The sequence below is a fragment of the Xanthomonas sp. NCPPB 3959 genome, assembly GCF_056675575.1.
In genome coordinates this window covers 151380-176027 of the sequence record NZ_JBWWVR010000009.1, presented here as the reverse complement: position 1 = coordinate 176027, position 24648 = coordinate 151380, and the positions used below count along the sequence as shown (strand labels likewise).

Annotated in this window: 29 protein-coding genes and 1 pseudogene; 11 read left to right on the top strand and 19 right to left on the bottom strand. The window is 61.6% G+C overall.

The window, feature by feature from the left end:
* Positions 1-37: 37 nt before the first annotated feature.
* From AC1KVG_RS12705 to AC1KVG_RS12685, 5 genes are read right to left on the bottom strand one after another with little or no spacing between them, the layout of a single operon-like run.
* On the bottom strand, positions 38-946 hold the full coding sequence (locus AC1KVG_RS12705) for a dihydrodipicolinate synthase family protein (RefSeq protein ID WP_481094622.1): 909 nt from the start codon (positions 944-946) through the stop codon (positions 38-40).
* Positions 943-2256 (bottom strand): FAD-dependent oxidoreductase, encoded by a 1314-nt coding sequence (locus AC1KVG_RS12700; RefSeq protein ID WP_481094621.1) that lies wholly within the window; start codon positions 2254-2256, stop codon positions 943-945. Before AC1KVG_RS12700 ends, AC1KVG_RS12705 begins: the two co-directional genes overlap by 4 nt.
* Entirely contained in the window at positions 2249-2494 is a 246-nt protein-coding gene (locus AC1KVG_RS12695; protein WP_055825951.1) for a 2Fe-2S iron-sulfur cluster-binding protein, read from the bottom strand. The genes AC1KVG_RS12700 and AC1KVG_RS12695 overlap by 8 nt, the downstream gene beginning before the upstream one ends.
* Positions 2491-3753 carry an NAD(P)/FAD-dependent oxidoreductase gene (locus tag AC1KVG_RS12690; protein ID WP_481094620.1) on the bottom strand — a complete coding sequence of 421 codons (1263 nt, stop codon included), beginning with the start codon at positions 3751-3753 and terminating at the stop codon, positions 2491-2493. The genes AC1KVG_RS12695 and AC1KVG_RS12690 overlap by 4 nt, the downstream gene beginning before the upstream one ends.
* Positions 3753-4691, bottom strand: a complete 939-nt coding sequence (locus tag AC1KVG_RS12685) for a proline racemase family protein (protein ID WP_481094619.1) — start codon at positions 4689-4691, stop codon at positions 3753-3755. The genes AC1KVG_RS12690 and AC1KVG_RS12685 overlap by 1 nt, the downstream gene beginning before the upstream one ends.
* 160 nt (positions 4692-4851) lie before the next feature.
* Between AC1KVG_RS12685 and AC1KVG_RS12680 the strand changes: the two genes are divergently transcribed.
* The 4 genes from AC1KVG_RS12680 (at position 4852) to AC1KVG_RS12665 (ending at position 8900) form a co-directional block, all read left to right on the top strand.
* Positions 4852-5568, top strand: a complete 717-nt coding sequence (locus tag AC1KVG_RS12680) for an AraC family transcriptional regulator (protein WP_006451835.1) — start codon at positions 4852-4854, stop codon at positions 5566-5568.
* A gap of 205 nt (positions 5569-5773) precedes the next feature.
* Positions 5774-7438: a signal recognition particle-docking protein FtsY gene (gene ftsY / locus AC1KVG_RS12675; protein WP_481094618.1), complete on the top strand. Its 1665-nt coding sequence runs from the start codon at positions 5774-5776 to the stop codon at positions 7436-7438.
* A 56-nt stretch (positions 7439-7494) separates the two neighbouring features.
* Positions 7495-8568 (top strand): A/G-specific adenine glycosylase, encoded by a 1074-nt coding sequence (mutY, locus tag AC1KVG_RS12670; protein WP_481094617.1) that lies wholly within the window; start codon positions 7495-7497, stop codon positions 8566-8568.
* Positions 8569-8621: 53 nt separating this feature from the next.
* A complete protein-coding gene (locus tag AC1KVG_RS12665; protein ID WP_006451832.1) occupies positions 8622-8900 on the top strand; it encodes an oxidative damage protection protein in 279 nt (92 codons plus the stop codon).
* Between the two features lie 664 nt (positions 8901-9564).
* On the opposite strand, the gene AC1KVG_RS12660 is transcribed toward AC1KVG_RS12665, so the two are convergent.
* Both AC1KVG_RS12660 and AC1KVG_RS12655 read right to left on the bottom strand, forming a co-directional pair.
* Positions 9565-11187, bottom strand: a complete 1623-nt coding sequence (locus AC1KVG_RS12660) for a hybrid sensor histidine kinase/response regulator (protein ID WP_481094616.1) — start codon at positions 11185-11187, stop codon at positions 9565-9567.
* Positions 11188-11302: 115 nt separating this feature from the next.
* Entirely contained in the window at positions 11303-11635 is a 333-nt protein-coding gene (locus tag AC1KVG_RS12655) for an SMR family transporter (protein WP_043889818.1), read from the bottom strand.
* 286 nt (positions 11636-11921) lie between these two features.
* Here AC1KVG_RS12655 and AC1KVG_RS12650 point away from each other — a divergent pair, with 286 nt between their 5' ends.
* The gene (locus tag AC1KVG_RS12650) at positions 11922-12596 is read left to right on the top strand and encodes a class I SAM-dependent methyltransferase (RefSeq protein ID WP_481094615.1); all 675 of its coding nucleotides are present in this window, start codon (positions 11922-11924) and stop codon (positions 12594-12596) included.
* Between the two features lie 16 nt (positions 12597-12612).
* Here AC1KVG_RS12650 and AC1KVG_RS12645 read toward each other — a convergent pair whose 3' ends face one another.
* Together AC1KVG_RS12645 and AC1KVG_RS12640 are read right to left on the bottom strand one after the other, a co-directional pair.
* Entirely contained in the window at positions 12613-13221 is a 609-nt protein-coding gene (locus AC1KVG_RS12645) for a hypothetical protein (protein ID WP_481094614.1), read from the bottom strand.
* A gap of 153 nt (positions 13222-13374) precedes the next feature.
* Positions 13375-13641: a hypothetical protein gene (locus AC1KVG_RS12640; protein WP_043889283.1), complete on the bottom strand. Its 267-nt coding sequence runs from the start codon at positions 13639-13641 to the stop codon at positions 13375-13377.
* Positions 13642-14036: 395 nt separating this feature from the next.
* On the opposite strand from AC1KVG_RS12640, the gene AC1KVG_RS12635 reads away from it, so the two are divergent.
* Positions 14037-14516 carry a hypothetical protein gene (locus AC1KVG_RS12635; protein ID WP_481094613.1) on the top strand — a complete coding sequence of 160 codons (480 nt, stop codon included), beginning with the start codon at positions 14037-14039 and terminating at the stop codon, positions 14514-14516.
* 370 nt (positions 14517-14886) lie between these two features.
* Here AC1KVG_RS12635 and AC1KVG_RS12630 read toward each other — a convergent pair.
* From AC1KVG_RS12630 to AC1KVG_RS12610, 5 genes and pseudogenes are all read right to left on the bottom strand, one after another.
* A pseudogene (locus tag AC1KVG_RS12630) lies at positions 14887-15213 on the bottom strand (SOS response-associated peptidase family protein); the annotation flags it as partial.
* A gap of 46 nt (positions 15214-15259) precedes the next feature.
* Entirely contained in the window at positions 15260-16099 is an 840-nt protein-coding gene (locus AC1KVG_RS12625) for a DUF3037 domain-containing protein (protein WP_481094612.1), read from the bottom strand.
* Positions 16096-16893: a HipA family kinase gene (locus AC1KVG_RS12620; protein ID WP_481094611.1), complete on the bottom strand. Its 798-nt coding sequence runs from the start codon at positions 16891-16893 to the stop codon at positions 16096-16098. Before AC1KVG_RS12620 ends, AC1KVG_RS12625 begins: the two co-directional genes overlap by 4 nt.
* 590 nt (positions 16894-17483) lie before the next feature.
* Positions 17484-18263 carry a hypothetical protein gene (locus tag AC1KVG_RS12615; RefSeq protein WP_481094610.1) on the bottom strand — a complete coding sequence of 260 codons (780 nt, stop codon included), beginning with the start codon at positions 18261-18263 and terminating at the stop codon, positions 17484-17486.
* A gap of 17 nt (positions 18264-18280) precedes the next feature.
* Positions 18281-18940: a hypothetical protein gene (locus AC1KVG_RS12610; protein ID WP_481094609.1), complete on the bottom strand. Its 660-nt coding sequence runs from the start codon at positions 18938-18940 to the stop codon at positions 18281-18283.
* A gap of 141 nt (positions 18941-19081) precedes the next feature.
* Between AC1KVG_RS12610 and AC1KVG_RS12605 the strand changes: the two genes are divergently transcribed.
* Positions 19082-20209 carry an FG-GAP repeat domain-containing protein gene (locus AC1KVG_RS12605; protein WP_481094608.1) on the top strand — a complete coding sequence of 376 codons (1128 nt, stop codon included), beginning with the start codon at positions 19082-19084 and terminating at the stop codon, positions 20207-20209.
* Between the two features lie 58 nt (positions 20210-20267).
* On the opposite strand, the gene AC1KVG_RS12600 is transcribed toward AC1KVG_RS12605, so the two are convergent.
* From AC1KVG_RS12600 to AC1KVG_RS12585, 4 genes are all read right to left on the bottom strand, one after another.
* Positions 20268-20489, bottom strand: a complete 222-nt coding sequence (locus AC1KVG_RS12600) for a hypothetical protein (RefSeq protein WP_481094607.1) — start codon at positions 20487-20489, stop codon at positions 20268-20270.
* A gap of 81 nt (positions 20490-20570) precedes the next feature.
* Positions 20571-20945, bottom strand: coding sequence for a hypothetical protein (locus AC1KVG_RS12595; RefSeq protein WP_481094606.1), 375 nt, complete (start codon positions 20943-20945; stop codon positions 20571-20573).
* Complete coding sequence (locus tag AC1KVG_RS12590) at positions 20945-21256, bottom strand: hypothetical protein (protein WP_481094605.1); 312 nt, start codon at positions 21254-21256, stop codon at positions 20945-20947. The genes AC1KVG_RS12595 and AC1KVG_RS12590 overlap by 1 nt, the downstream gene beginning before the upstream one ends.
* Positions 21253-21645, bottom strand: coding sequence for a hypothetical protein (locus tag AC1KVG_RS12585; RefSeq protein WP_481094604.1), 393 nt, complete (start codon positions 21643-21645; stop codon positions 21253-21255). The genes AC1KVG_RS12590 and AC1KVG_RS12585 overlap by 4 nt, the downstream gene beginning before the upstream one ends.
* Before the next feature lie 125 nt (positions 21646-21770).
* Between AC1KVG_RS12585 and AC1KVG_RS12580 the strand changes: the two genes are divergently transcribed.
* Genes AC1KVG_RS12580 through AC1KVG_RS12565 form a run of 4 tightly spaced genes read left to right on the top strand, consistent with a single transcriptional unit; the run spans position 21771 to position 23672 of the window.
* Positions 21771-22070 carry a hypothetical protein gene (locus AC1KVG_RS12580; protein ID WP_104533725.1) on the top strand — a complete coding sequence of 100 codons (300 nt, stop codon included), beginning with the start codon at positions 21771-21773 and terminating at the stop codon, positions 22068-22070.
* A gap of 11 nt (positions 22071-22081) precedes the next feature.
* A complete protein-coding gene (locus AC1KVG_RS12575) occupies positions 22082-23014 on the top strand; it encodes a hypothetical protein (protein ID WP_481094603.1) in 933 nt (310 codons plus the stop codon).
* A gap of 11 nt (positions 23015-23025) precedes the next feature.
* The gene (locus AC1KVG_RS12570) at positions 23026-23325 is read left to right on the top strand and encodes a hypothetical protein (RefSeq protein WP_481094602.1); all 300 of its coding nucleotides are present in this window, start codon (positions 23026-23028) and stop codon (positions 23323-23325) included.
* Positions 23322-23672 carry a hypothetical protein gene (locus tag AC1KVG_RS12565; protein WP_481094601.1) on the top strand — a complete coding sequence of 117 codons (351 nt, stop codon included), beginning with the start codon at positions 23322-23324 and terminating at the stop codon, positions 23670-23672. The genes AC1KVG_RS12570 and AC1KVG_RS12565 overlap by 4 nt, the downstream gene beginning before the upstream one ends.
* On the opposite strand, the gene AC1KVG_RS12560 is transcribed toward AC1KVG_RS12565, so the two are convergent.
* Positions 23660-24454 (bottom strand): hypothetical protein, encoded by a 795-nt coding sequence (locus AC1KVG_RS12560; protein ID WP_481094600.1) that lies wholly within the window; start codon positions 24452-24454, stop codon positions 23660-23662. The genes AC1KVG_RS12565 and AC1KVG_RS12560 overlap by 13 nt on opposite strands.
* Between the last annotated feature and the right edge of the window lie 194 nt (positions 24455-24648).

Genomic DNA, 24648 nt, shown 5'->3' with positions numbered 1-24648 from the left:
CGGCGCTCAGCCAATCGCGTGCAGCAAGCCATCATCGTCAGGACAGTTTCGGCGCAGTGGCGATCGCATGATCGATGACCTTGAGCGCCGCCTCACGCTCTGCACCGTCGACCACCAGGCGCGGCGCGCGCACGCGCTCGCTGCCCAGGCCCACTTTTTCCTGCACGAGTTTGATCAACTGCACGAATTTGGGCACGGTGTCCAGGCGCAGCAGCGGCAGGAACCAGTCGTAGAGTTCCTTGGCCGCCGGATACCCGCCATCGCGCGCGAGTTCGAACAGGCGCACCGATTCCTTCGGGTACGCATTGACCAGACCGGCGATCCAGCCCTTGGCGCCCATGCTCAGGCCTTCGACGATGGCATCGTCCATGCCGACCAGCAGCGCCAGACGATCGCCCAGCAATTCCTGCAACGCGGCGAAGCGGCGCACATCGCCCGAGGATTCCTTCACTGCCTGCAAGTTCGGGAATTCGGCGGCCAGCTCGGCGATCTGCGCCGGGCCGAAGTCAGTCTTGTAGGCCACCGGGTTGTTGTACAGGATCACCGGCAGATCGGTCGCGGCGATCACCGCGCGCACATGCGCACCCATCTCGCGCCAATCGGTGGAATACACGTACGGCGGCAACACCATCAGCCCGCCGCAACCGAGTTCCTTTGCGGCCTTGGCCAGCGCCACCGCTTCACCGGTCGCCAGGCTGGCGATGCCCGGCACCACCGGCACGCGGCCGTTCAACGCGGTGATCAGCGTCTTGAGTACGGCCAGCTTGTCGTCCACGCTCAGAGTGGCCGCTTCGCCCAGCGAACCCAGCGGCACGATCGCGGTGCAACCGGCGTCCACCAGCTGATTGGCGTGCTTGCCCAGGAAGTCGTGGTCGATTTCACCGGAGGCGGTGAACGGGGTGGTGATGGCCGGCAACACGCCGTGCCAGAACGCAGCAATGCTCATGGATGATTCCCTTGCGAGTCGGAAGTGAACGGGTCGGCCAGCGCCGCGAGGCGGACCGGGAACAACGGCGGCCGGCGGCCGGCGTCGGTGGAAAGTTCGGGCGGGCAGCGCCCCAGTTCGGCCAGCGCAGTGCCGCAGACGCGGCCCTGGCAGGCACCCATGCCGCAGCGCGAAGCGAGCTTGGCGTCACGTGCATCGTTGAAGTTGTCCAACGCAGCCAGCGGCACGTCTTCGCAGCGGCACACCAGCGTGTCGGGCTGCGCCAGCGTGCGGATGCGTGGATTCAGAGCGAACTGCTGTTGCAATAACTGCGCGAACGCACGCGCAGCACGCCGCTGCGGCTGCAGGCGCAGTGCAGCGTCCGGCGCGTCGGCGGCCATATGCCCGGCCATCGCGCCTTCGATCAGCGCGCAATCGCGCCCGCCGATGCCGCAGGCTTCGCCCGCAGCAAAGACCTGGGTGACACTGGTGCGCAGCAACGCATCCACGCGTACTTGCTGATGCGCGCCGCAGGCTTCGAGCTGACACCCCAGCAGTTGCGCGAGTTCGGTATTGGGCACCAGGCCATAGCCAACGGCCAGTTGATCGCAGGCGATACGCGTACGACCGGCAGGCCCTTCGATTTCGATTTCGCGCAGTTGCGTGTCGCCGTGTGCGGATACGACAAAGCTGCCGGCGCGATACGCCACCGCGCGCAACTGCAAGCGCAACGACACCGCCTGCGCCGCCTTGCCCGGCCAGCGCCACAACTGCAATGCGAACTGCCGCAACGCAGCTGCAGAAGTTTGTTCGTGGATGCCAAGCACCTGTGCGCCATGCCGTTGCAAGGTGGCCGCACTGGCCAGCAGCAACGGGCCGCTGCCAGCGACCACCACGCGCTTGCCGGCCAGCGGCCAGCCCTGCTTGGCCAGCGCCTGCGCCGCGCCGGCGCCGGTCACGCCGGGCAAGGTCCAGCCCGGGAATGGCAGCAGCAATTCGCGCGCGCCGGTGGCCAGCACCAGCGCTGCGTAATGCAGTTGCAGCGTGCCGTCCGGGCCATCGGCCAACAGCCAACCCGGCTGCGCCAACAGAATCTGCGTGCGCGTCAGCAGTGTGATCGAGGTATCGCCCTGCACGTGTTGCAACAGTGCGCGCGCATCGGCCGGCGCACCGTGCTGCACATCGCTGCGCCACACTTGCCCGCCGGCACGCGGCTGCATGTCGACAACGCCCACGCGCACGCCATGACTGGCAGCCGCCTGCGCCGCCGCCAGGCCGGCCGGGCCGGCGCCGATCACCAACACATCGAAATGCTGCACGCGCTCAGCCATCGGTGCGTACCTGCATGCCGTCGCGCGCATCCACCAGGCAGGCGCGTTGCTGGCCGATGCCATCGATACGCACCCGGCATTCGAAACACACGCCCATGCCGCACAACGGCGCGCGCGGCTGGCCACTACACGATTGCCGAAACTGCAGCGTCGCCAGCGCCACCGCTGCGGCAACACTGGCGCCAGCCGGCACTTCGACCAGTTGCGCATCCACGTGCAGACGCACCGTCGCGCTCATGCGGCTGCACCGTGCACGGCGCGTGCCGGTGCATAAGGCGCCGGGTCGATCGCAGGCGTAAGCCCGAGCAGGCTGTCCACGATCACCCGTGCGCTCCCCAGCGCCGTGGTGACCCCTAGCCCCTCGTGACCGGCGGCCACCCACACATCGCGCCGGCCGGGCACCGCCCCCAGATACGGCCGCCCGTCCGGTGTGGCCGGGCGCAACCCGGTCCATACCCGGATCGCCTGCAACTCGCGCAACACCGGCAGATAGGCGAACGCACGTTGCAGCATCTGCTGCAGCACCGGCATCGACAGCGCGCGATCGTGCTCGCCGAACTGGCGCGAAGAGCCGATCAGGATCTGCCCGGTCGGTCGCGGCTGCACATTGAACGCCACGCTGGTGTCGTCGGCGCCATGCGCCGAATCCGCGTAGCCCAACTCCAGCAACTGATGCCGGATCAAGCCCGGATGCCGATCGGTGATGACCAGATGGCCCTTGCGTGGGCGCAGTGCCAGCTCGGGCAGCAACTGCGGCAAGGCCACACCGCTGGCCACCAGCACCGGGCCGGCCAACAGCTGGCCGTCGTCCAGACGCACCCCATGCGCCTGCAACTGCTCCACCTTGCGGCCAGCAAACAGCTGCGCGCCCGCCTTGCAGGCCAGGCTCACCAGATGCCGCGCCACCCGCGGCGGATACACCACGGCCTCACCGGGCACGCGCATGCCGCCTGCCAGGCCCGGCACCAGTTGCGGTTCCAGCGCGTACAACTGCGTCGCGTCGATGGCTTCGGCATGCAGATCGGCCGCCGCCAAACGCGCGATCTTGGCCGGAACCGCCGCCAGCTCGCGTGCATCGCGCGCCACCCACAGCGTGCCGCAGCGGCTGAATTCGGCCTCGCTCAGTTGCGCAAACCGCTCCCACAGCCGTAACGAGTACGCCGACAACGCCAACTCGGCCGGGTCGTCGTCCATCGCCACCAGGTGCCCCATCGCCGCAGCGGTGGAACCGCCGCCGATCGGCCCCGGCTCGACGATTGCCACGCGCAGGCCTTCGCCAGCCGCCGCCTCGGCGCAGGCCGCGCCGACAATGCCTGCGCCCACCACGATCAGGTCGTAGCTGCGTCGCGTGGACGCAGCTGTGGGCGATGTGTGCGTGTCTGGTCGTGCAGCTGAGTGTGCCGCCGCCGCATCACCGGTCTGCGCGGCCGCGGACACGGCGGCTGACGCAGCAGGCGCTGCGCCGGCACTTCCCTGCGCGCGCGGCGGCTGGTGCATCAGGCCACGATGCCCCAGGCGAACGGGTCGGCCGGGTCGATCGACAACTGCGAGCGCGCGGTGATGTAGGCATGCCCGCTGATGCGCGGCGCAATGCCACGCCCACTCAACCGATAACTGCCTTCGAACGTGCTACCAAGGATGCCTTGCTGCACCCAATGCTCGCCCTCGCCCAGCTTGCCGTCGGCGGCCAGACAGGCCAGTTTGGCGCTGGTGCCAGTGCCGCACGGCGAGCGGTCGTAGGCCAGGCCCGGGCACAGCACGAAATTACGTGCCAGGCCGCTGCCATCGGGCGCAGGGCCATTGACTTCGATATGGTCGATCTCGCCACCGGCGTCACCGGTGATGCCCGCCGCTTCCAAGGCCAGCCGGATCGCTTCGGTATAAGCGGTCAGTTCGCGCTGATGCGCCAGATCCAGCACACACGGCGCCTGCTCGGTGATGAAAAACCAGTTGCCGCCCCAGGCCACATCGCCGCGCACGCAGCCGTGACCGGGCACGACCACCTCCACGCCGGTCGCAAAGCGATAACTCTCGACATTGTCCACCGACACCGTGCCGTCTTCAGCCAGCTCCACGCCGACCGTGCCGACCGGGGTTTCGATGCGGTGCTGGCCCGGCGCGATGCGCCCCAGCGTGGCCAGCGTGCGCACCACTCCGATAGTGCCGTGTCCGCACATACCCAGGTAGCCGACGTTGTTGAAGAAGATCACCCCGGTGCAGGCGCTGGGGTCGCGCGCCGGCAGCAACAAGGCGCCGACCATGGTGTCCGAGCCGCGTGGTTCGCAGGCGATCGCGCTGCGCCACTGATCGAACTCGCTGCGAAAGCGCTCGCGACACTGCGCCAGATCGCCATCGCCCAGATCGGGGAAGCCGGAGAGGACCACGCGGGTAGGTTCGCCGGCCGTATGGGAGTCGATGACGTCGATGGTGTGCATGGCTCATGCTCCCACTGCGGGCTGGCAGGCGACTAGCGTCCAATGCGAGTTGCAAATGCGGAAATCTGCACAATCGACAACCCGGTTCACAGCCCCGCGTTTGCGATAGGATCATTGCTGGGCCGCGCCTTTCGTGCAGCCGTCAATCGTGACCGCCACCATGACGCCGATGGACCTCAACCTTCCCGCGCTGGAAATGCAGACGCTGTTCGACGCACTGCCGGACGTGGTGTTCTTCATCAAGGATGGGCAGGGCCGCTACACCCACTGCAACCTTACGCTCGTGCGCCGGCTGGGACGCAAGCTGCGCAGCGAAATCATTGGCCGCTCGCCGCTGGAAGTGTTCCCGCTGCCGCTGGGCGGAAGCTACATGATGCAGGACCGCCGCGTGCTGTGCGGCGAGCTCATCGACAATCAGTTGGAGGTGCATCTGTACCCCAATCGCCTGCCCGGCTGGTGCCTGACTTTCAAGCGCCCGCTGTGCGAAGCCGACGAAGTGATCGGCATCGTGGGCATTTCGCGCGATCTGGGCCAGCCCGACAGCCGCCACTCGGCCTACGAACGATTGAGCCAGGTGATGGAGCACATGCAGGCCAACTTCGGCGACAACCTGCGCGTGCAGAGTCTGGCCGACCTGGCCGGCTTGTCGGTGGCGCAGCTGGAGCGGCATTTCCGCCGCGTATTCCAGGTGACGCCGCAGCAACTGCTGACCAAGTTGCGCATCGAATCGGCGATGCGGCTGCTGTACGGCGACGACAGCATCGCCAGCATCGGGCAACGTTGTGGCTTTGCCGACCAGAGCGCGTTCGCACGTCAATTCAAGGCCACGGTCGGCATGACGCCGCGCGATTACCGCGCGCTCAAGGGTCAGTTGTAAGTAAAAAACCGGCGCTGACATACGGCTGGCACAAATGCCGAATTCGGCAGGATTGGGGTTGCCATTGCAATGCGGTTTGCACGGTCCCTGCGGCGACCATGCAGCGCGCCGGGTGCTGCCCCGGATGAGGCGGCGCTGAAGGTCGCGTCAAGGCGAGCCAGGGCCCGGATGGTAGAATTCCGGGTTTCCCCCAACTGCGTTGCCAATGGCCAGCTTCTTTCGCCGCAACAAGCCAACCACGCCCGACAGCGCGCGTACCTCGCGCTACAGCCTGGAAGAACTGGCAGCCGCATTTCCGACCGCACCTTCTGCCGCCCCCCCGGTTTCGCCGGTTGAGGCCATGCCAGCTGCTGCGCCGAGCGGCACGCCAGCAGCGGTGCCGGTTGCTGCGCCGCTTGCCACACCTGCTCCCGCACAGGCTGAGCCGGCGACTCCCACGCCCGCTGCCGCTCCGGCCGAACAGCTTGCACAAGATATCGCCGCGCGTACCGGTCAGGCGCAGAGCATCGCCGCAGTGCCCACCGCGCCTGCCCCGCCGGCAACGCCCGCGCCTTCGGCATTGCAGGCACTGCCTGATCCCAAACCGCCTGTCACGCCTACTGCCCCCACTCCAGTGGTGGTGGCGCCGGTTGTCGCGCAGCCACACACCGCGCCGGTGCTGCCTGCTGCTGCACCCGCGCAGCCTGCAGCGCCGTCGCAGACTGCTACTCCTGCGCTTGCACCTGCCGCACCATCGACGACTGCGGCACCTGCCGCCCCGCCGGCTGCAACACCAGCCGTCGTTGCACCGCCTGCCGCCGCACCGACGTCTGCAGCTCCGGCCGTTGCCGTAACCCCCACCGTCGCCACGCCCGTCGTCACCCCACCGGTCGTCGTCAGCACCCCGCTGCCGGCCACACAGGACAACGACAGCATCCTCGGCCAGCGCGATGCGCTACCCGCAGCCCCGGCCGGCAAGCCGGGCTGGCGCGATCGTCTGCGCAACAGCACTTTCGCGCGCAGCTTCGGCGGTTTGTTCTCGCGCAACCCCAAGCTCGACGACGATCTGCTCGACGAGATCGAGACCGCACTGATCACCGCCGACGTCGGTATCGGCGCGACCACCGCATTGGTCGAAGGCCTGCGCAAGCGCATGAAGTCGCGCGAGTTCGTCGATGCGCAGGCGATGTTCAAGGCGCTGCGCGCCGATCTCATCGCGCTGCTGCAGCCGGTCTCCAAACCGCTGGTCATCGATCGCTCGGTCAAGCCGTTCGTGATCCTCACCGTGGGCGTTAACGGCGTTGGCAAGACCACCACCATCGGCAAGCTCGCCAAGCGTTTCAAGGACGAAGGCAATAGCCTGATGCTGGCCGCCGGCGACACCTTCCGCGCTGCTGCGGTGGCGCAGCTGCAGGCCTGGGGCGACCGCAACGGCGTCGCCGTGATCGCGCAGGGGCAAAACGCCGATGCCGCCTCGGTGGCGTTCGACGCGCTGCAGGCGGCCAAGGCGCGCGGCACCGAAGTGTTGATCGCCGACACCGCCGGCCGCCTGCACACCCAGACCGGGCTGATGAACGAGCTCGGCAAGATCCGCCGTGTGCTCGGCAAGATCGACGCCGCCGCACCGCACGAAGTGCTGATGGTCATCGACGGCACCACCGGCCAGAACGCCATTTCGCAGCTGCGCCAGTTTCATGCCGCCGTCGGCGTCACCGGCCTGGTGGTCACCAAGCTCGACGGCACCGCCAAGGGCGGCGTGGTGTTCGCACTGGCGCGCGAGTTCAATATTCCGATCCGCTTCGCCGGCATCGGCGAGCGCCCGGAAGATCTACGCGTGTTCGACCCGGTCGCCTTCGTCGATGCGTTGCTGCCGGAAGCGCTGGGCAGCTGATCGGCAGACGCTTGCACGCGTCTGCCGCCGTTATGAAGTCATCGCCAGCAGAGCCCATGCCAGCCGACCACGCCACGCCCACCGCTGACGCTTTCGTCCACCGCCTGCTGCACTGGTTCGACGGCCACGGTCGTCACGATCTGCCCTGGCAACATCCGCGCGCACCCTACCGCGTGTGGTTGTCGGAAATCATGCTGCAGCAGACCCAGGTCGCGGTGGTCATTCCGTATTTCCTGAAGTTCGTCGCCAGCTTCCCGACCCTGGCCGACCTGGCTGCGGCCGACAACGACACCGTGATGGCGCACTGGGCCGGGTTGGGCTACTACGCACGTGCACGCAACCTGCATGCGGCCGCCAGGCAATGCGTCGCCTTGCATGACGGCAAGTTGCCACGTGATTTCGATGCGCTGCTCGCGCTGCCCGGCATCGGCCGCAGCACGGCGGGCGCCATCCTCAGCCAGGCCTGGAACGACCGCTTTGCCATCATGGACGGCAACGTCAAACGCGTGATGACGCGCTTCCATGGCATTGCCGGCTATCCCGGCCTGCCGGTGGTCGAAAAGCAGTTATGGCAGCTGGCGACGACGCATGTCGCACATGTGCCGGCCGGCCGCCTGGCAGACTACACCCAGGCGCAAATGGATTTCGGCGCCACGCTGTGCACACGCGCAAAACCGGCGTGCGTGCTGTGCCCATTGCAGGACGATTGCGTGGCGCGCCGCGAGGGCCTGGTGGAAGCATTGCCTACGCCCAAGCCCGGCAAACAATTACCCGAGCGCGAAGCCACCGCGCTGCTGCTGGAAAACGCAGACAACCAGATCCTGCTGCAGCGCCGCCCGCCGACCGGTATCTGGGCCTCGTTATGGACGCTGCCACAGGCCGAGACCGACAGCGGCATGCGCGCATGGTTCGCCCACCATATCCAAGGTGATTACGAGCGCGCCGATGAGATGCCGCTGATCGTGCACACCTTCAGCCACTACCGCCTGCATCTTCAGCCGTTGCGCATCCGCAAGGTCGCGCTGCGTACAGCGGTGCGCGACAATGACGATCTGCGCTGGGTGGCCCGCGCCGATCTCGCAGCGCTGGGCCTGCCAGCGCCGATCCGCAAACTGCTCGACGCTCTGTAAGGCGCACTCACACTCCAAGCGCGCACGTTGAGCGCGCACCCAAGGGAATTTGCATGTCACGCACCGTGTTCTGCCAGTACCAGCAATGCGACACCGACGGCCTTGATTTTGTGCCGTATCCCGGCGAACTCGGCCAGCGTGTGTTCGCACACATCGGCAAGACCGCATGGCAGGCATGGTTGGCGCATCAGACCATGCTCATCAACGAGAACCGGCTCTCACCACGCGACCCCAAGCACCGCGCGTTTCTCGAAGCCGAATTGCAGAAGTTCCTGTTCGAGCGCAATGCCGACAAGCCGGATGGCTATGTCGCGCCGATGAGCGAAGAGTAAGCGCGGCCATCGTGCACCATTGCGCTCACCGCCAGGCGGGCGCGCAGCCTGCCGACTCATGCAACACTGATTTAGAGCGGCTGATAAAACGACTTCACGCTGGTTTATTGCAGAGCGGATGATCTGCTGCTTGGCTGCAGGGCCCTTGCCCGCCCACCCTCGCGGGACACGCCGCAAGTACATCCATGTAGGCTCTTACGCGGCATCCATGCCGCGTAAGGTCCCGCGACGGTGGGCGGGCAAGGACCAGTCGAGGTTGTCGGTGAGCATGGTGCAAGCGATGCATAACGTGCGTTGTTTGAATAACTCCAGCTTGCCCAACGCAAACCAAGCAGCAGGCAGGCTCTCACCCGACTACCGACCAACTCTATGGCGCGGTGCCCTCACCGATTGCGGGACCGTGTGGCGGCATGGATGCCGCCACCGAGCCTACACGGACGTACTTGCGGCGTGTCCCGCGAGCGGTGAGGGCACCGCGCCCTCGACCGACTCAGCTTGTGCCCTGGGCGTCTGACTGCATCCAACAAGAGGCGGCCAACAAAACCACTACGCTCACCGCCAGGCGACCGCTTGCTACTGTTTTGACCGCTCGCTCCGTTCTATTAGTCGCTCTTGGCTGCGACATTTTTCAACCAGGCATCTGCATTGCCTCGGCAAACACCGCTCAACAGACACCAACAGGCCCGTCCAGCAACAAGCGGATACGCTTGAGCAATTCCTTCTGCGTATACGGCTTGTTGACCACGCCGAACTCCGCGCCATCAACGTCGGTGCGCTGGATGCCGGCATCGGCGTAGCCGGTGGTGAGCAGAATCTTGATGTTGGGCAGCATGCGGCAGGCCTCGCGTGCGAGCACCACACCATTCATGCCGCCCGGCATGATCAGATCGGTGAACAACGCATCCACCTCCGGATGCAGCTCCAGCACTGCAATCGCTTCGCGTCCGCTGGATGCGCACAGGACACGGTAGCCGGCACCTTCCAGAAAGAGCTTGGCAACCACCGCCACGTCCGGCTTGTCTTCCACGATCAGGATGTTCTCGCTACCGCCCTGGTCGATCACACGCTGTTCGACCGCCGGCATGTCCTCCGCATACTCGCTGGATGCCGGGAAGTACAGCCGTACCGCGGTGCCCTCGCCCACTTCGCTATGGATGCGCACGGTGCCGCCAGACTGCTTGACGAAGCCGTACACCATCGACAACCCCAGCCCGGTGCCCTGGCCTTCGTCCTTGGTGGTGAAGAACGGCTCCATCACCCGGCTGGCGATGTCCGGCGGCATGCCCGAGCCAGTGTCGCGCACCGCGATGCTCACATACCGGCCCGGTGCCAACTGGTGATAGGTCGCCAGCTCGTGGCTGGTGATCTCCACATTCTGCGTCTGTACCGTGACTTCCTTGCGCTCGGCATAGGCCATCGCATCGCGCGCGTTGATCAACACATTCAGCAGCGCCATTTCGGCCTGGGTGGTGTCGATCTGGCAATTCCACAGCCCTTCTTCCAGCGACTGCCGCAGGCTGATGTCGCCGCCCAGCGTACGCTCGGCCATGTTGTTCATGCCCGACACCAGACCGTTGAGATTCACCACGCCGCCGCGCAACTTCTGCTTGCGCGAAAATGCGAGCAATTGCTGGGTCAATGTGGCCGCCCTGGCCGCAGCAGCGGCCGCCTGCTCGGCACTGAACGCAATGCGTTTGGAATTGCCACCGCCATCTGCGGCCATCATCTGGATCACTTCCAGATGGCCGGACATCACCTGCAGCAGATTATTGAAATCGTGCGCGATACCGCCGGTCAATTGACCCAGCGCTTCCATCTTCTGCGCTTGACGCAAGGCATCCTCGGCATCGCGGCGACGGCTCACATCCAGCTGCGAACCGAAGAAATACACCAGCTCGCCCTTGTCATCGAACACCGGCGAGACGAACAGCGCATTCCAGAACGAAGAACCGTCCTTGCGGTAATTCATCACTTCGGTGGCGAATGCGCGACGGTTGGCGATGGAATCGCGAACCTCGTTGACGTTGGCCGGGTCGGTGTCCGGCCCTTGCAGAAAACGGCAATTGTGGCCAATGACCTCTTCCGACGAATACCCGGTCATTTCCAGAAATGCGCGGTTGGCGAACACGATGGGGTTGTCCAGCAAATGCGGGTCGGTCACCGTCATCGGCATCCGCGTGGTTTCCACCGCGGCAAAAAAGATATCCGAGCGTTGCTTCTCGACAGGAGGACCGCGAGATCCGCTGATGTGGGGCGCACATGGCGCTCCGTGACCGGGATCGTTCAAGTGCATCTTCTGCGCAGGGCAATGTTCATGACCGGAGTCTAGTTGGAGGCGGTTAGTTGACTCCTCACATGCGCTGCGTACGTTTTGCCACTAAGGCAGCGTTCGCCCGTGCAGGCTAGTGTGGCGCAACCTTGGAAAACACATTGATCACCACTGCCCCAGCCGCGATCAACCCCATACCCAGCATCGCGGGTGCATCCAGCCGTTGTCCATGGAGTGCCCACGCCACCAGCGAAATCAGCACGATGCCCGCGCCCGACCACAGGGCGTAGGCGATGCCGACCGGGATGACACGCAATGTGAGCCCAAGAAAATAAAACGAAATGCCATAGCCCAGCACCGTAAGCAGCGATGGCCACAAGCGCGTGAAGCCTTCGCTGGATTTGAGCGCCGAGGTCGCGGTGACTTCTGCGCAGATTGCCACCGCCAGGAACACCCAGTTCTTCATCGCTGCCACCTTGTCGTCCGCAATCCGGCGACCATAACCGCCAGCGCCGGCTTGCATGCAAGCGCGCAGCTGTGAGCCATCGCAGACATGGTCGCTTGCTGCAAGCCAGCCAAGCGTGGTGCCACACGCTGCCATGCCTAGACGTCCGCAGACGTGCATCGGCAAGGTTTTGCCGTAGCATGCGCGGGCACCAAGCAGCTCCTGCGCCGCGTCCGGCCGTTCTGGCACCGTTGCGCGCATTCTTTCCCGCGCCAGTGCCTTCGTCTGGCGACCATGCGGTATCACCATGCCGGGCTACCAGACCCAGATTCACGAGTTGACCTTCGGGCAACTGACCTACGTCATTCGCGCACTGGCCGACAAGCAGCAGTACGCCGATCCCGATGAAAGCGCTGCCGAGGCGGGCATTTCGTCCGCGCAATGGAGTCTGTTCGGCCAGGTCTGGCCGGCCGGGCAACTGCTGGCCGAAGCGATGGCCACGCGCCCGATCGAAGGCAGACGCATCCTCGAACTCGGTTGCGGCTTGGGGCTGGCGAGTCTGGTGCTGCGCAGGCGCGGCGCCGACGTCGTCGCCAGCGATCACCACCCGCTGGCCGAAGTGTTTCTGGCCTACAACGCTGCGCTCAATGCGCTGGAATCGGTGCCGTATCGGCGCCTGGACTGGGACACCGGCGCGCCGAACATGGGCCAGTTCGACATGATCATCGCCAGCGACGTGCTTTACGAAACCCGCCACGCCACCATGCTGGCAAAACTCATCCCCGCACTTGCCAAGCCCTCGTGCGAGATCGTCATCAGCGACCCGGGCCGCGGCAATGCCAATGCCTTGTCGCGCATGCTCGCAGACATCGGGTTTTCGCTGATTGCCGGCGATCGCCAGGCCTCGGTGCAGGTGGCCAAGGCACCGCGTCTGTTCATCTATCGGCGCAACATGGACAACTGGAGGCCGACAGGCGGTTGATCGCAGCGCTATGCCATCACGGCGTCGGCGTGTACGCCGACAGCGACACCGGCTTGCGCGGATCGGCCTTGATCTCGGTGTGCTCGCTCATCCGCATCGCATCGGCGTCAGGCCTGTCATCGGTATTCATTTCCCAGCTTTCCGTCACACGCTTGTGGAAAAAGAACCCACCGCGCGCGCGGTCGTAGCGGAAGGTGATGTAGTCGGTCCAATGCTGCCCGCACGACACGCCATTCTGCACGGTGAAATACGCGCCCTTCGCCACCAAGCCTTCTTCGCCATCCAGAAACGGATCGCACTGGCCGCCTTCGTCGGCCTTGAAGATCACCCGCGTATTGCGCCCGGCTTCGACAAAGCCACCGTCCGCGTTCGCCACCAACACCAGCAAGGTGCGTACAGGCGCAGCGCGCCCACTGGAGCGCAGCGCATCCAAGGTGCCTTCAGACGCGGCGCGCAGGGCCACCACATAATCCTGCCGGCCGTCTCCAGTCAGATCCGCAGTGGCAACGCCGATCACCGTCTGCCCGGCAGGCAGCAACTTCGACGCATTGGCAGGCAGGGTGGACGCGCCACACGGCACGGCCGCAGCCAGTGCCATTGCCAACCACCAGTGGTGTTTCGTCATTGCCGTTCCTTCGTCCGATCAAGGCCACAAGGATACCCGGCCATGCAGGCTCCTCGACCGGTGATGCGTTGCGGAATACCACGCGCTGCAACACCACAGGCGACTGAGCACCACCTGCGCACAGCCAACAACTCACACACCGTTGTGGCGGCGCTAGGTCTCGCGAACCCGGTATTCCTTCGGATCAAGAAACTCCGCCAGGCAGGAGCCGACGCGCAGCGCCTGCTCACGCGCATCGCCGCGATACTCGCCCTGCCCGGCGCCCTCGATCGTGGCCACTGGCGACGCGCGGTCGCGGTGGTAGACGAACGCGGTCGAGAGCCACAACGTCGCGCCAGGCGCCTGGCTTTCCAACGTCTCCACGCGGAACTCACCGCAATAGCCATGAATCAACGTGCGTCGAAGTGTCTTGTGCGTCATGCGCGCAAGTATCGCCACGCGCAGTTGAAGACGACGTGGAAGCAAAGCACTCATCGCGAGACCGAACAAGACGCCGCGCAGATTGACTGCGACGGCAACTTGCAGCGTCATTCGAGCCGATTTGCAAAGACGGTTCGCGACACAGTCTTATCGTCAAAGCACTCGCCGACAGACACGACAAAACCACCCGCCAATCTGTGTGCAGGTCTAGATCAAAGGAAACAAAACAAAAGAGTCTAAAACCCGGCGATTGCCGGAAAGCCTTGCGAATGAAGGCTGGGAAATGGTCGCCGAGGACGGAATCGAACCGCCGACACGGGGATTTTCAATCCGGACCCGCAAATCTAAGTAATTGATCCAAAAGCCTTCCTCCAATTCAATTGGAGAAAGCACGAATGAAACAGAAGGCTCCGACGCGGCATGACAAGCCGGCACTGGTGCAGAATTGGCTCAAGCTCTTGCTACTGACTTGGGCCATTTGGATCAGCCCAGCAAGCGCCGCTCAACGGATGACACACTTGTCCACCGAGCTCTCCCAACCAGGTGAGAGCATGGATGACTTCATCCTCCGCATAGCGCCAAAGCTGAACAAGTTCACAGCGGACCTGCGCGCGGAAGTGTGCGGAACAATCCGCAAAGAGCAGGGTCAGCATGTCGTGGACATCCGCACCTACCATGACCGGTACAGCTGCTTAGTCGAGCGAGATGGGTTGCCATACGTGCATACCCATCCGAGCCTGCTGAAGGAGTGCTGGACGTTCAGCCTAGAAGACTGGAAGCGACCCGGGTATTCGGTGACGGAGATAGGGGTGCGCTACCAAGACACTCGCCGCTCAAGAAAAATCAAGCCTCCAGTTGGCCGGACAGTGCGATGAGGGGGATTACTTAGCCGAGTTACGTGCGAACTCGGCCGCTACCTCGAAAGCTTGAGCGATCGGCAGCGTTACCGCCGGCGGTATCACTGGGCTTCCCGCGACCGTCAGCGACACGTCGGCGTCACTCGCCCCATTACGCCGAACCCTTGCCAGGACATATGATTCCCCTGGACCGACACGCAGCACGTGCCATTCTTCCCGGTCGAATTTCTCGCCGACAACAGGGTTGTTCCAGTTCATACCGCGAGGGAGAGACGGAAGCGTCACACCTTCGGGAGCAATGACGCTGGGCTCCTTAGATCGCTGAAGCGCGGCGCGATGTGCAGATCGTGATGGAATGGCTATCTATCCTGGTTATGGCTGCTGCTGGTCACGCTGCTAGCCGGTGCTCATAGAACGGGTGCCGCTTGTCGTCGAAGATGGCGTACAGCGCATCCAGGTTGCGCGGATCCGGATTGAGCCAGGCGTCGACGTGCTCGGGCTTGATGTTGATGATCGTCCGGTCGTGGCCAGCGGCGGCGACCTCGGGCTCCGGCTCGTCGGTGATCGCTGCGAACGACAGCAGGTCTGGTTCGACGCCCGCGGGATCGCGCCAGTGCGACCAGAGCCAAGCAACCAGCATTGGTTCTCCGGTGCGCGACACAAACTCAATGCGCTGGTTCTGCCCGTCCGGCCCCTCCACGTTCTCGTAACCGGTCGGCCACCATGATCCCCATGGGTGTACCCTCAAATGGAGTTCCGCCTTAATGCGGTAGTGCGATCCTGGACAAATCAGTCGCGAACTTTTCGGCCTCTGACTCCACATAGACACTTGATTCGATTGGCACTTCGCCCAATATACGAAGGGCGCGCTCATACGCCTCCATCACGTCCGGGTTACTGGGCTTACCAACCAAAAAGTAGAGACGAAAATCCTGTTGTCGGTCCCGCAAAAGCGTCATCTCACCTAAAAGCTTCTTTGCCTTATCGGTGACACTATCAGGCGTTGCGAGGTCAAAGGACACAGGCTCCAGCAAATGCCATTTACCATTTTTAAGAGCGTGCTTGAACTTTACAGTTTCAAGCTTTGCTTCTACCTCATGCTCGCGAATAAGAGCAGAAACGTTTCGTTTCTCCAAAACCTTACTAAATGAGCGCCACACCTGCTCATCAGTACGTTTAGCCCTAACCTGATCCTCCTCATATCTAAGAACAAGGCGATCAAAAAGCCTGTCGAATGTTTCTTCCGGATCAGAAGTCACTCCGACAGTTGGTGCCGACCATTGCAAACCACTATCGTCGAGCGGGACAATCAGATGCGAAGATTCAACCACTACTTGACTAGCATCCACGTCCTCTGAGATTCTCGCAAATAATCCTGAGAGATTTCTAGCATTAGCACCAGCTGCGCTGAGCGCTTGCCTAATTGTGCGTGCCTGGCTCCCTGGGAAAAATTGCAAGACTCTTTTTGTCCTCGAAAGCGCTGAAAACTTTACAAATTTCTGCTTTCCACAGAAAAGGAGAAGTCCGACGTTTACAAACTCTCCACTCACAATATCGTGCACGTAGCGGAGCACAACAGCAGAATAGGCATATCGGCTCATGACAAAATGCCCTCAACCTCGGCCTTCAAACTGCGAACGTTAGCAACCAAATCGATTAGAAAAGATGCAATGTCGCTCGATAGATCATCCACATCCCATTGTGGTGGGATCGCTTCAGAGTACGCACTGATACGTGACGTCTCTATTGCCGACAATTTCTCACAAATACCACGAAGCTGCGGACGCGGTGAGTCGGGACGGGCAGGCTTCAACGTCCGATAGAAGAGGTGCTCCGCAGGTTCCTTACTCATTAAATCAAGCGCCCCTGGAAGCCAAGGATCCTGCATCAAGACGCCACGCCCCTGGAGATTCAACGAAAGTTCGTGGTCAATTAGCAGCAATGACCGACCATCTGTAAGGCAATTCGGCTTTCGAACCAGACGATCGCTATTGACGATACTGGCATCGAAGGTGAAGGCTTCTGCTGCCTGCCGGAGCAGGCTGTTCGGCAAAAGTGTATGCGCCTGCACAGATAACATGTTCGGGATGTACTTCGATCCAAATGCGAGTGCGTGGTCACCCACCTTTGCGCGCTTGGCTGAGCACAACGTATCCAAGAACTCTCCGGAAAGCTCCACTACAAACGGTTCGGACACTGGAAGATCAAGATCAGCGCCGAGCATTGCGCCATATGCCTCGCGCACAAGTCCGCCAAGGCCGCACTCTGCACTTCCGAGCTTAGCAACTACCTCTACCACCTCACCATCCCATCGCTCAGCTTCTAGGAGCCACGGGCGATTTCGTCCGCTACTCAGCTCTTGGACAAACCTTACGGCCTGCACGGTCTCAAGCATTGCAGTTCCTTTGCGCCGCCCCTGCGGCCTTCACCGCGTGGAATTGTAATGCGTCAGGCTTCGGCTTACCTGCCCGTCTCCCAATCAATCGATAAGAATGTTCAGACCCCACTCCAAACTCCGCCCTCAATCATGCAAAATCACGCTAAGTGATTGAATTAAATGAATTTAATCATGCATAAAAAAGAGGGGGATCCGGCTGAAAAGGTCAGCACCGCCCTCCAGGCGCGTCGTCGCCCGTTGTCCACGTGCTGCGTCATGCGCGCAATGCCAGTGCTGCGCAAGGCAAGCATACGCGGCGGCCCGTCCTGGTGCTGGTGGGCCTGGGCCCAATGGAAGCCGTCTGGGAGCATTCCAGCAATCGTAGCGCCGGTCGTCGCACGGGTTGCGATTGGGTGCCGGCTTGGCGCTGCTCAGGCGCCACGCGGGTGAGCGGCCTGTGGCCCCGCGTCCGGCACTTGCATCTTGCGCCATCCCCAATTCGCGCGCATCGGAAAGTGCCGGAACTCATCTCACATATCAACTGAAAAATTTGTCAGAAGAACCTGATCGAGCGCCGATTCGATCACTTACACGGCACGTGAGCTGCATCATTTTGCTGGCTCACTCGACTGCTTTCGCGCCCTTTCGATGCGATTCACTTCCGTTTCCGCCAATTTAAATACGGATATCACTACCGGGATATTTGATACACACTCAATTAGCCTAAATTTTTCATCCGCAGGCCGAACTTCAATTCCCGGCACAATCACTCCCTTTTTACTAACCTCTTTGATCAGCAATCTATTTGATTGCAATTCAACAACAAGGTCCGGACCCGGCTGATTAATGCAATTGCGCTTAAGTTGCGAGCCCTCGACAATATAGCCAGCGGAAAAAAAATTAATTGAAATAACCAAAACTATAAAAATAAATGGAAAGAACCGAGCAATGAAAAACGAACCATGATCATGGTTATCCTGCCGCGGCCTTTCGCCTGCGGTTAAAAGCGGAAGAAGAAGCGCACAGAGCGCCCATGTTGCCGAACCTCCAACGCGGTTTAGCAACACAGTTGCAGGCATAAAAATCATAACACCCAGCAAAAGCGTCAACCCCAGAATTCGAATCCACTTTGCTTTAGATGAAAGAAAATCAGAAGCCTGCGAAAGCGCAAGGAAGAGGGCGGTCGATATCAGGGTTAGAACCGCGCCACCGGCAATTAACCGAGTTACCGAAAGATCAATGAGATCCAGCGGAATCCTCAGGAAAAATAATCGCCCTGCCTCATAGAAATAAATACTGGAGAATCCTATAACCGGCGCCAATACGGGCGCGCTTTTTTCAAGGCGTTCTATTAGTAGGGCCCGCCTGTGCCCTTCGAATTCACTCACATTCGCGCCCCATAAATTTAGAAAACTTCGCCACGCACACCGGCAGCCAACAAACTGCCGGAAATGGCCGCGTCGGTGGCTGCCTTGATCAGCGCCATCAACTTCCAGCCCTGAAGTGCTTGAGCCTCTGCTGAGCCAGGGTAACGCATCGAGTACTCCGGCGTTACTAGATCGGCGATCGGCGCCGCCAGCACGCCAAGGGCGGTACCGCGGTCCTCGATTTGGAACGTGACGGTGCCGGTGTCGTTGATCGGGTTCCAGATGATCGTGATCTGCTGCGCGAGCGGGTCCGCATCCGGGTCCGGCGTCACCACGTTTGCATCGTAGGCGGCGCGGGTAGCCGCCTTGATGCCCAGCAACAGGTGCACGCCAGGCTCGGTGACCGTTTCGCCCGGCACCTCCACGACCGTGCCGGTCGGTGGGTCAGCCTCGGTCGTCGAGGGCGCGGTGATCTCGTAGCTGCGGCCGATCAGATCGCTGATCTGCACCGTGAGCACGCGCAGGAAGAAGCGCTCCAGCGTCTGCGTCCAGCCATCGGGGTGTGGCTTGGTGGTCATCTGCTCGAGGTGGAACTCGACCGGCCCGTCGTTGGTGGCAGGGTCCCATCTAATTTCGATGCGAGGCGCAACTATCTTTGTCCGAGTACCAAAGCTAGATTTTTCAGTGATAGCAGCCATGTAACCCCCTTGAATTTAAAGAAATAATTTCAGATTTAATGCAGCCAGAGATCCACTTCATGTGAAAACAACAACCAAAGACATTAACATTCCGTATATGATTGGTCTCGGCGACAACGCCAACCAAAGGATATGGAGCAAATGGAACTCACACGTAAGGCGTGGCTGCTGCCACTTCTATTCATCGCCCCGATTTGCCATGCGAAATTGGGATTTAGTACGGGGATTAGCGGAGAAGGATCAGGAAAGCAACCTGTGCAAGCACGGGCTGCTGCCGAGGCCAATCTAAAGCGCAACTGTAAAACAACTTACGATGGCATCGGGGTTGCCAATAACTACAATGTCTACAGTAACAGTGGACAAGCTAGCCTTGGCTTCAGCGCCATGGCATTTGGCACGTGTTCTTACCAGAGACTGGAGCCCCCGCACATTTACGGCTTCAACAAGAAAGCAGCCCCAACTGCCATAACCAAGCTGTGGTGGGATGCCGATTACTCAAAGAAGACCGAGATACCGCTGCCAATGTACTTGGGCGGCACAGATGAAAAGAAAATATTTGGAACAGCGGATTTCAACGGGGATGGCACAGAAGACTATTATGTCTTTAGTCGCAGCAATACAGGCTCTGGCACAACAGAGGTTCATGTTATAGACGGCCGAAACCCTCAGAATTTTCTACTACAGACGCCAACTCCGCTTCACGAGACCGGCACCGAATCTGATTACAAGTTCTTACTTGCAGACCGCGATCGCGACAACGTACCTGACGTCTATGTTATCAAGAAAAACGGGGGCAATGGCAAGACAGAAATCCACATCCTTGACGGCGCAGCAAATTATACGCGCTTCAACGGCCAGTTTGAGACTGCATTAACCTCCACAGGAAATGATGTCTCTTTCGATTTCGCGCTAGGAGGATGGGAGAACGGCGTATCACCCGACCTCTACGTCATAACAAAGATGGGGCAATCGAATACGACAGAGGTGCACATACTTACGTCCGTTTCAGATTTTAAGACCTATAAGCTTCACGCAACCACTGGATTAGGCGTTACAGGGAACGACAACGCTTATTCCTTTAACATGGGCGATTATAATCACGACGGCAGGCTTGACCTTTATGCTGTAAGAACTAGCAATGCGGATGCAGAAGTCCTAGTTTATGACGGCAGCACTGGATTCAAGACTCTGCTCTTAGCCGTCCCTACTCCCGCCCAGACTTTGGGCAAGAGTAAGGACTGGCAGTTTGTAGTTGGCACAGGCATGTAATGAATGGCGCGCGGGGCGGATTCACTGGGAATCCGTCCCGCTACGCGTGCGGAGTTATTTAATAACCCGTGACATCTAGAATTGGGGAACGCACCCACGCCTGGCCGTAGTTGCCGGGGGACGGCTGGGGAGTTCCGCTAGTGCCTGTGCGCAGATCCTGGGCGGTATCAATGGTGGCAATTGACGCGACATTGCCGTTGATATTAACTACGCCCTTGCGCCACAACTGCTGCACCTGCCATTGCGGGCCGCCGCCAACGAGGCCGCCGATAGCGAGCATGATGTTGCCGGTGGAGCCGGCCAGCGCAGCGTACGTCCGACCTGCAGGCAAGGTGATCGAGCCACCCTGATTGGCATTACCCTACAGCAGCCCACGCACCTTCATGTACTTGAGGGTTGCGTCGAAATGCACCTCATCGGTGTCGGGGTTGGTGACCACCAAGTAGTCTCGCCGCCCGAAGTTCGGATAGTCGAAGACCATGGCAGTGAAGCTGCCGCTGGTGGTGAAACCGGTGAAAGTGAAGCTGTTCCCGCTCTGGGTTCGCGTTGCAAGCGTGGCATTGTTCTCACCCAGAAACGCAAGAACTGGATTGGTGCCGGTGACCGTCAGGCTCCACGTCTTCAAGACGCCACTACCGGCCGGAGTGATCGTCTGCGTGGACGCCTTCGCCAAGTTCTTCCACGTCTCGGAGATCACGACCCGATTCGGGCCGGCTTCGAAGATTGCATAGGCCATCAGAACCTCCCATAGAACAGAGTGCCGCCGGCTCGCGCACCGAAGTTCGCCGCCGGCGACGACCATCTGATCGTGTTGCCGTCATCGCTGACGTACGGCAGCAGGCTGTTGCCTGCGCCAGTGTCGGCTACGAACCAGTAGTACAACTGGTTGGCGCTTCCGGTGACCGGTACCGGCACGGAGCCATTGCTGCCGCTCGCGATCGCGACAGCGCCCATGTGCTGTGTCAGCAGATCAGAGTCGGCTTGATCGGTGATCTGCAGCAGCACGACGCCCGTGTCGGCGTCGTTGATGATCAGGACGTTGGTCATGTCACTCCATAACCGAGTGCCACCACACGGCGGCCGTTGGGCGCATAGGCGTAGAACTTCCCGCCGACGAACTCGTTGCGACCACCTCCCGGTGTAGCTCCGATGATTTCCACCACGTCAGCAGAGAAGGTGATCTTGCCTAGCACGCCATCATTGACTGAGCGCATGCCGACCACTTTCTTGTTCACGTCCAGCGCCCAGGTGTAGGAAGCGAAGTAGCTCGCGACTCCGTTCTCGTTGACCGTCATCCGCGCTTCCAGCGCCTGCGTCGCGGAGGCCATCGTGTTGACCGCATTCTCGTCCGTGTACAACGTCGAGACCGCGCCCGCCTCAAGCTTCACGCGACGGAAGCTGACGTTGGCATTGGTCTGCTCACAGATCAGGCGCACCCGAATCGTGGTCGTCCCCGCAGCAGGCGGCGCGGCGCATCGCAGCGCCGGCGCAACGCACGTGGTGGATAGCGAGCAATCGCCCACCCTCCCCCACGTTCGGCTGGCGCAGGCGGAGGACTGACATGCGCCAGGAAGCTATGCCGCTGCCTTCCACCGTTCCGCAGTGCCAGCCGGGCCACCGCCCGCAGCTGGTTACCACACATGGCGCACCGCACCGCTACCGCATCGGCGGCCCGGCGCCGACCACGTTCCACATCGAGTGCTGCCGCTGCGGCAAGGCCACCGCGCCAAGCACCAGCCGCGCGCTCACCGAGAGCCGCTGGACCGAACCCACCGGCCAGCACCGCATCCCGTTGTCCCACCTGAGCCGTGCGCGCGAGCAGCTGTTTGCCCAGCTGGCGCACGCGGCCCACGCCGCCTGATCGAGGTAACCATGCAGCTACAACCCAAAGCAAAAGCCGCGCTCAAGGCAGCCTACGGTGCCCGGGTCCAAGGCACCAAAAAATTCCCCGCACCATATCCGCAAGAGCAAAGAGACACCCGGTGGACGTGCGACAAGCAACTCGAACAATATTTAGTCGCCGAAAGTTCTCGGATCCCGATCTATTGGGGAGACTCCCGCAATCTTGTCGGCACGCGCCCCGGCGTCGTTCAAATGTCGATGCAACGAGATAAGCCCCCACCTGAACCGGCGAACGATTTTCTCCGACTCAGCGCCGTCAGCAATGCTTCCGTCAAGCGCTTGCCGAATAGGCATCAATTGGAGCTCATTCGCGATCCAGATTGCATCGGAAATCGGCGCTGCATCCTCACCGAGCTCGTGAAGTTGTCCATGCATCGCCAGCAGAGCGCTAGGAACGATCGTCGGATCATGCGCCTCGTCGTCGTCCAATTTAAAGAACAGGCACGGGTCATCGCAATTCACGCAATTTCGAGTGCGTCCAAGCCATTCGCCGAGTACTCCTCGCAGATTCATTGCAACCCACCTTGCACGGGACTTGCGATCCATGGCGTCCTTTGCTGTCTGCCGCTGGGCGACATGCAGAGCGACAACTACCGCAGCAAGAGTTCCAACAGCAGACCAAGCATCCCAATTGACCATGCAACTTCTGCTCAGCCACCAGCACTCGCTGACGCCATTGAGCCATCCGAGTTGCACGGCGGCTATGCCAAGGCAAGCAATCAAGAATTCGCCGCAAAGCAAAACGACGTAGGGCGGCAGCCTTTGTCGGCCCATCAGCTCACTCCCCAATACGTCAACCCACAGCGATTGTGTCATGCGGATCAGAAGCGCGACATCCCGCCCATGGAACGCTTGAGTAGGAGGCCGCTTTTCCAGCTTTACTCCGCCGTCCCCGCCGCCTGATCGAGGTCACCATGCATCTACAACCCAAAGCACAGGCCTCGCTCAAGGCGGCCTACGGCGCCCAGGGCCGCACCCTGCGCCGCACCCGCGGCGGCTTTGCCGCCGTGCCCGCACAAGTACAAACCAGCGGCCCCGTGCAGACCCAGGCGTTCACCCGCCGCTGCATCAACTGGCTAGACGAAGCCGGCCTGGTGCAGTTCGACGACCCGCAATTCCCGAACGTCATCACCCTCAACCCGCGCGGTATCGCCTACGCCGAGCAGCTGCTGCGCGACGAACCCGCTGCGCGTGGCAAGGCAGGTGCGCAATGAGCGCCTTCGCCCTCTCCACCGTCCGGCACAAAGACCGCGAACGCGCCAACCTGGCCAACGACCTCAAGGCCTTCGCCAAGCGCGGCGGCAAAGTGCAGAAGCTGGGTGCCACGCCAGTGCGCAAGAGTCTGTCGCGGCGTGAGGTCAACGATGCGTGGATTGCAAACGCCCGTCATCAGGATGAGTCACTGGTCCTGACAGCTAACGACCAACGCGAGACATGCGAGAAGGGGCGCACTGCAAAGACTAAGCAGAACCCTGGTGCGCAACGGCTACTCCGCGTGAATCAACAGTCTCAGAATCGCAGGGACGAGATCGACATGGTCGGTAGGGGTCACTTGTCGTGACGGGTCAATGCGAACTTCAAGGCGGAAAGCTCCGCGCTAACCCCTGGTGGCAAATCCTCGACAAACCTGCCGCTAATCGCGGCGTGGGACTCGTAATAAGAATAGAGCTTGTTAATCAATTCACCCATCAACTCGAAGAGTTCGAGACCAAACCGACATCTAGCTGCGGCCATCTTGCCACGCGAAACAGGCCCCATCGCATTGATCTCAGCACGCTCAAGGCCGGGTGGACGATTGTAGAAGTTCCAGGTTGCCAGAACGGAAAGAATCGCAAACGCATCGTCGTCTGCGAAGCCTTCGAGCTCGCTGGAGAAAGAGGTCAGCATCGAGAGATCGGGAAGCGGCCTGTCCATTACAAAGCCATCAAGCTCAGCCGGCGTGGGATTGGTCATCCGAGCCGGTGTCCAGTTAACAAGCTTGATGGCAAGCTCCCTGCGCGCGTAACCAAGCTCGCGCGCGAAAGCATGCGCCAGTCGGACAGCTCGCTGAAGATCACGACGCGAACTTTCAGCACGCTCGGTTTGCTGCAGCTCGATCGCCGAGGTGCGCTCAGCAGCAGCAGCCTCCCTTGCTACCTCGACCTGTCGATCAGCGATGACCAATGCCGCCACCACGGCGAGGAAAGTCGATATCGCGGATGCCCATCCCGCGGCTTTCTCAGACCACATCGTGGGCACAAGCAAGCTCGTGGCGAACAGGGCCCCGACACCGAAGCAAAGCGTACCCAGAAACACAGGTCGGAGCAGATAAGCCGCCCAGCGGCGCCCCCAACTGATGTTCATCGATCCCCCATTTGTTTGTTAGGCGATTCTGCCATGACCGATATGCATCCGAACGACATGCCAGCCCCGCTGGACTGGACGCTCAACCATGCGCTTGAATCGGCCGATAGCGACGTGCTGATGCGGCTGACGCACGTGCCCGCCCCGCAGGAGCTGCGCAGCGAGACGCTCGCGGTGGCTGGCGGATCGCACCT